A 6,530-nucleotide genomic window follows, 5' to 3' on the forward strand; every position below is an offset into this window, starting at 1 on the left:
TGGGGGGACAAGGGGATGGGGAGAGAAATTATAACCTTTAACCTTTAACCTTTAACCTTTAACCTTCCTTCCTTTAACCTTTGAATTGTTAACTAGTTACTATTTACTAATAATTCGAGTCTGGTATGATAAAAATTTAAAAATATTGGCAGTATAAAAATAGGACAAGATTTACGCGATAATTCTGAAATTATACCAGCAGGTTAGTTAGAAAATATTGCTAAACAAGCAAAATTCTTGTTCGGATTAAGTTTACTGATACCAAGGGTGCAATGTAGAAGTTAAATTAGACACACAACCTTTGGCTGATTATTATGGAAAAACGGTTGACAGAAAAACAAGTTTCTCAAATTGTCGCAGAAGTTGAACGTTTGTCTCAACGACGACAATCTGAAATTGAAGTGGAGGAGTTACAGCAGATTTTACAGGAGTTGAATTTACCTGATGATTTGCTCGATGAAGCTGTAATGCAGGTTTATCGTAAGCAAGCTTTGGATAAGCAGAAAAAACGTAATCGTTGGATAATTGGGGGTGTATTAGCGGTGGCTTTAAGTGCGATCGCAACAACATTTTTTGTACAACAACAGCATAACTCTGCCCTTGAACGTATTGCGGTTTATGATAGTCGGGTTGGTTTGAGACAGAATGATTCTGCGAGTGTAGAGGAAATAAATCGCCAAAATACTCCGGAAGTATTTTACAATGTTATTCTTCAAGATGCTCCGGTAGGAAAAGAATTAGAGTTAGGATGCAATTGGCTTGACCCTAATCGTCAAATTGCTTATCAAAGCAATTGGAAAACTAAAACTATCAGTAAAGAAGTTTGGAACACTCATTGTCGCTATCAATTTAACGAAAATGTTCCTACTGGTAATTGGATTGTACAGATGACTTTGGGTGATGAAGTGATTATTAGTAAGAATTTTGTTGTTAAGTGATTTGATTCATAATTGCTAATTGAAAGAGATTTTAGGCTGTTGGGGTTGCGGTGATTTATCTGAGTTGGAAACTCTTTTCGCTAAGGTGTTAACTAAAGCATCTGTCGTTCAAGGTTTGCAACAATTTAGCTATCAAAATAATCATTGTGTTGCCACTTTCGCGGGATGGAATTTTACAAATAATCCTTCTATTAACAACAAAGAAGTTGTGAGGAAGAAAGATTTTTGTCAAGCTTCGCTTTCTGCTGCTGGAATTTATGAGCTACCGGATGCAGTAATCAGATTTGAAAATGAGCGTTTAATTTTAAATCGAGATTGTTTTGGACGTGTACCTTTATATTGGTTTCGTCAAGAACAGGTAATTTGGTTTGCTTCGCGTTTGCAGTTGTTATTACCTGTTTTAGATTTGCCACAAGTTAGTATTTCCGGTTTTTACGGCTATAATTGTTTTTCTTATGTACCTACTCCTTTAACTCCTGTCGAGAATATTTTTACCGTACCCGCAGGATGTGAAATTGTTTGGGAAATTAATCAAAACAACGCAATCCAAAATTATTATGAGTGGGTGGAATCGGAAGATTTAATTAGGGATGAAAAAACAGCGATATCGCAACTACAAGCTTTACTAAAAAACTCTATCCACCGTCAAATTAGTAACTTAAAAGATGAGGAAGTAGGAGTATTTCTTTCTGGGGGATTGGATTCTTCAGTTGTCGCGGCTTTATTAGTAGAAGCTGGGGTAAAAGTTAAAGCATATGCTTTAGATTTTGGTGAATATGGAGTATCAGAATTTCCTTTTGCTCAAGCTGTAGCCGCACATTTACAAATTCCTTTGGTAAAAGTAGATGCAACGCCAAAACGAATTAAGTCAGCAATTACTGCTACGGTGAAAGCCTTAGATTTACCTTTTGGTGATGGGGTAACGGTACCAATATATTTACTGTGTGAAGCAGCAGCAAAGGAAACTTCGGTAATATTTAATGGTGAAGGTGGAGATCAATTATTTGCAGGATGGACTAATAAACCTTTAATTGCTGCTGGTATTTATAATTCTGAGGATTTTGATCAACAATACCTGCGGACTTTTCATCGACTTTATGGTTATGAAATGCAATGTTTTCAAGTAGAGGTATACAATCAAATAAAAAATATTCATCCACAAACTTGGATTGCATCAGCATTAAATCCAGAATTTACTCACAATATTTTAGCAAGATTACGTCGTGCTAGCTTGATGCTCAAAGGTGGACAAAATATTCATCCGAGAGCGACGAATTTAGCAAAAGCCTTTGACTTGAGAGTGCGATCGCCATTTTGCAATTTACCATTAGCAGAATGGAGTTTTGCACTTTCAGGAGAACTTTGTTTGCAAGGCAATACTGAAAAATACATCCTCAAACGTGCAGTTGAATCATGGCTACCATCAGAAATAGTTTGGCGAGAAAAACGCGGTATGGGTGTACCTTTAAATAATTGGTGTTTGGGTGAATTGTGGAGTGAAATTAGCAAAAGGTTAAATACAGGTATTTTAAAGTTTGAAGGACGTTATCAACAAGATATTATTGTGAAAGTTCTAGGGGGTGAAATAGGAGGACAAATTCGTCAGCGTCGCATCGGTGAAGTTTTATGGTTGTTATTGATGTGGGAAATATGGAGAGTTGAAGTATTAGGTGAAAAGGCTGAAGGGAAATGTTTTGATTATCAGTTATTGGGGTTAAGAGTTTTGCAGAAGTTTGGGAAGTGATAGTCCAATAAAAATACAAACTAAATTGCATTGATGCTATTGATGACCTTGTAGATAAAGTTTAAATATATTAGTATTATAGATATTGCTAACAATTGTAAATATGAACGCTCACAAAATCGAAACTATTTTAAATGAAGATGGAACTTTAACGCTGCGTGGATTGCCTTTTCATGCTGGAGATGCTGTAGAGGTAATTATTTTGAAAACTTCTATCCCCCAACAACAATTAATGTCGGAATCTCAAATAAAAAACAATGTTTATCCCTTACAAGGTAAAGTAACACATTACGATAACCCAACAGAACCCGTAGCTTTAGAAGACTGGGAATTTTTGCAATGATTGTACTCGACACTCATATTTGGGTTTGGTGGGTTGATAACAACCAACGACTTAGTACAAAACATCGGCAATGGATACAAATATATCAGTCTCAAGGTTTAGGAGTTAGTATTGTTTCTTGTTGGGAAGTTGCCAAATTAGTAGAAAAAAATCGGCTTACTTTTTCTTGTTCCCTTAATGAATGGTTGGAAAAAGCTTTAGCTTATCAGGGAGTACAACTATTAAATTTGACTCTTCCCATAGTAGTTGATTCAACGCAGTTAAGTGGATTTCATAGCGATCCTTTTGACCAAATAATTGTAGCTACATCTAAAATTTTTCAATGTCCTTTACTAACGGCTGATACAAAAATTCTTAACTATTATGGTGTTACAACGCTTAAATAATAATACCAATAAATAACCATATCTCTTCAAATTGTAAATCACCCTACAAATAGACTAACTTATTAATTACTCTCTTACCGGCAGAAGATTACCGATTAAAAAAAACCCTTCTAGACGCAGCGGAAAGTGTGATCTTGGGGGTTTCCCCCATGAACAACTTTTCAAGAGAGAGTACACAGAGGAAAGAGGTTTCATAGAAATAGGTAATTTTCCTGCGGGATAGGAGTAACTTAACCCCACGAATAATCTAGGTTTTACATTTTATTAATTAATAAGTTAATTAACTTATTAATTAACTTATTAATTTAAATGAATTCTCCCAAAATATTAGTATAAAATTCTCTAGTGAATAACTAATTTTATATGGAGGTAGAAAATAAATGCTCTATGAACAATACCCAATTCCCCATAACATAGCAAAAGAAATCCTCTCAATTTACGATTCTCCTTTGTACATTTATCAAGGTGATATTTTACGTCAGACAATAACTCACATTACTAAATCAATTGCTTATCCCCATACAAAATTCCATTTTGCTAGCGTTACTAATGGTAATCTTTCGTTATTAAAAATCTTCAAAGATTGCGGTTGGGGAATTCATGCAAATACCCCAGGAGATGTTTATTTAGCATTAAAAGCGGGTTTTCCTGCCGAAAAGATTGTTTACAGCGGTAGTAATCTGAGTGCTGAAGAAATGACACAGTTATTAAAGTGGGGAATTACAACTTTTAATTTAGATAGTGTTGCTCAGTTACAAGTATTTTGTGATATATATCAATCTAAATTCCAAAATAATCATACCTGTAGTGGGAGCATCTTGCTCCCTAATGTCTCTCCAAACGAGAAAAATGCTCCCACGACTAACAATAAAATCGAATCTGCTCCAAACAAAATCAAATTAGGGTTGCGCTTAAATTTACCGGAAATTACTGGTGATAGTCGGATTGGTGTACAATCAAAACAATTTATAGAAGCTGTAGAAATTGCCGAAAAAGTCAATTTAAAAATTAGCGGTTTACACTTCTATCGTGGTACAGGAACTAATGCAACCAAAGCTTTTACACAAGTAATCAATCAAGTTATTGAAACTGCAAAATTATTACCAGATTGGCAATATTTAGATTTTGGAGGTGGTTTTGGATATCCTTATCATCATGATGGAGTTGCTTTTGATTGGGAAATTTTTGGTAATGAAATTACAGATGTATTGCTAAAACTTGATAGAAAAATTGATTTAATTATCGAACCAGGAAGGGCTGCAATTGCTGGTTGTGCGATTCTTCTTGCTCAAGTTGTTTCGGTAAAATGGCAACAAGATAAACAAATTATTGGTGTTAATACTACCGTTGCTAATTTATCAGTGCCATCGGTACATGGAGGTTATCGCGAAATTGTTAGTTGGAAATCGGGAAAATTATATCTTACAGATATTTGTGGAAACACAACTTATTCCCGCGATTATTTAGGGAAAAACTGTCAACTTCCAGAGCTAGAGATTGGAGATATGATAGCTATTTTAGATGTCGGTGCTTATGGTTATGCAATGTCTTCCCATTTCTTGCATCGTATACGCCCTGCTGAGGTTTTATTGGAAAATCATAACCATAAATTAATCCGGAAAAGGGAAGATTATGATATTTTATTACACAACCAGATTTTTAGTTAAAAATTAACTTCAAGGATAAATAAATGAAATGCGTTAATTGTGGAGTCGATAATAATCTTAAGGAAAGAACTGAAAATCAAGGTAGATGTAAAAATTGCAATCATACTTTTGCTTTTGAGCCTACAAGTATGGATGCTAAATATAAATTTACTGACCCACTTTTTAAAAAGATAATTACAGATATTTCCGTAAATAATACCTTGTATTTTACACCGAAACAATTTTTTTACACTTTAGATAAGCGTATGGGTAAGAAAAGTAATCAATGGAATGGATGGAAAATATTTGGATGCTTTCTGATTTTTCCTGTAACTGCAATCTTTACTGCTGGTATTTCATTGATTGTAGGATTAGCGATAATATTCATTAATTCTTATTTGCAAAGTAAATCTCCAGAAAACAAAATTTCAATACGTAAAGGTAACGCTAAGTTTATTCAAGTTAGCGGTATCATCATTTTGATAATAGGTATTTTACTTTCGCTCTCATTTAATTCATTCCCATTATTTGTATCAAGCGTTATTTTCGGTATGTTGCTAATTTATTTAGGAACTACACAAATAAACGGTTTATCAAAATCACAGGGTTTACTAGAGCCACCAGATAAGTTAATTATCAATCAAAATCTGTTTCAAGAATGGGTAAATCGCTGGGAACAAATTAATGGTGCCATGACGAATATGTTGCCTCCTCCACGTCAGCAAAATACTCCAGCTACAATCAATTCTGATATTACTGCATACAGCTTTGATCGAGTTGTAGTTTGCGATAGCGCGGAAGTTGCTCAATTATTAATAGCCAATAATTTCCACTTTGAAAACAACTGTGCAGTATTGAGTGTAACCGGATATCCAGAAGATATTTTCAGCACAGTTATGGAAATGTTAAGACGCAATTCCGATTTAAAAGTTTATGCTTTACATAATGCGTCTCCTCGCGGTGTAAGCTTAGTAAATCATCTCCGTACCAGCCCTAATTGGTTTTTAAATACCGATGTGACTATTTATGATTTAGGATTATTACCGCGTCAGTTGATGAATAATTCCCAAGTATTTATCCAAAGTTCTGAAGAGTCTATCGAAGATGCCAAGAAATTATCAATTGATATCAAACGAGATTTAACTGAAGCAGAAATTACATGGTTAGAGTCAGGTAAATACGTCGAATTAGAATCTTTTACCCCACAAAAAATTTTAAGAGTTGTAACTCAAGGTATTGCTAAAAGTACTCAACCTGATATTAATAATAATACTTTAATTGGAGTTGATGATAATTATAATAGTGGCAGCAGTATCACAATGTTTGCTGTAGATAGTTTCGGGTAAGTCAATTTTGGATTTGGTGTTGCTAAATCCGGGTATGAATTTAGATTTTGAGACGTAGCACTGCTACGTCTCTACAGGGTTTTGGGTTATCCAATAGCTCTATTAACATACTTATTTTCAGCAACCC

Annotated in this window: 6 protein-coding genes; all 6 read left to right on the plus strand. The window is 34.4% G+C overall.

The window, feature by feature from the left end:
• The first annotated feature begins 314 nt into the window (after positions 1-314).
• The 6 genes from IQ247_RS30900 to IQ247_RS30925 all read left to right on the plus strand — a co-directional run bounded on the left by IQ247_RS30900 (position 315) and on the right by IQ247_RS30925 (position 6,403).
• The gene (locus IQ247_RS30900; protein ID WP_193925881.1) at positions 315-938 is read left to right on the plus strand and encodes a DUF3859 domain-containing protein; all 624 of its coding nucleotides are present in this window, start codon (positions 315-317) and stop codon (positions 936-938) included.
• A gap of 19 nt (positions 939-957) precedes the next feature.
• Entirely contained in the window at positions 958-2,682 is a 1,725-nt protein-coding gene (locus IQ247_RS30905; RefSeq protein WP_193925883.1) for an asparagine synthetase B family protein, read from the plus strand.
• Between the two features lie 103 nt (positions 2,683-2,785).
• The gene (locus IQ247_RS30910; RefSeq protein ID WP_193925884.1) at positions 2,786-3,025 is read left to right on the plus strand and encodes a hypothetical protein; all 240 of its coding nucleotides are present in this window, start codon (positions 2,786-2,788) and stop codon (positions 3,023-3,025) included.
• Entirely contained in the window at positions 3,022-3,411 is a 390-nt protein-coding gene (locus IQ247_RS30915; protein WP_193925885.1) for a type II toxin-antitoxin system VapC family toxin, read from the plus strand. Before IQ247_RS30910 ends, IQ247_RS30915 begins: the two co-directional genes overlap by 4 nt.
• Positions 3,412-3,791: 380 nt before the next feature.
• A complete protein-coding gene (locus IQ247_RS30920) occupies positions 3,792-5,078 on the plus strand; it encodes a diaminopimelate decarboxylase family protein (protein ID WP_193925886.1) in 1,287 nt (428 codons plus the stop codon).
• A 23-nt stretch (positions 5,079-5,101) separates the two neighbouring features.
• Positions 5,102-6,403 carry a toprim domain-containing protein gene (locus IQ247_RS30925; protein WP_193925887.1) on the plus strand — a complete coding sequence of 434 codons (1,302 nt, stop codon included), beginning with the start codon at positions 5,102-5,104 and terminating at the stop codon, positions 6,401-6,403.
• Positions 6,404-6,530 lie beyond the last annotated feature (127 nt).

Origin of the sequence: Plectonema cf. radiosum LEGE 06105, from assembly GCF_015207665.1 — a bacterium.
Lineage (GTDB): Bacteria > Cyanobacteriota > Cyanobacteriia > Cyanobacteriales > Nostocaceae > Rivularia > Rivularia radiosa_A.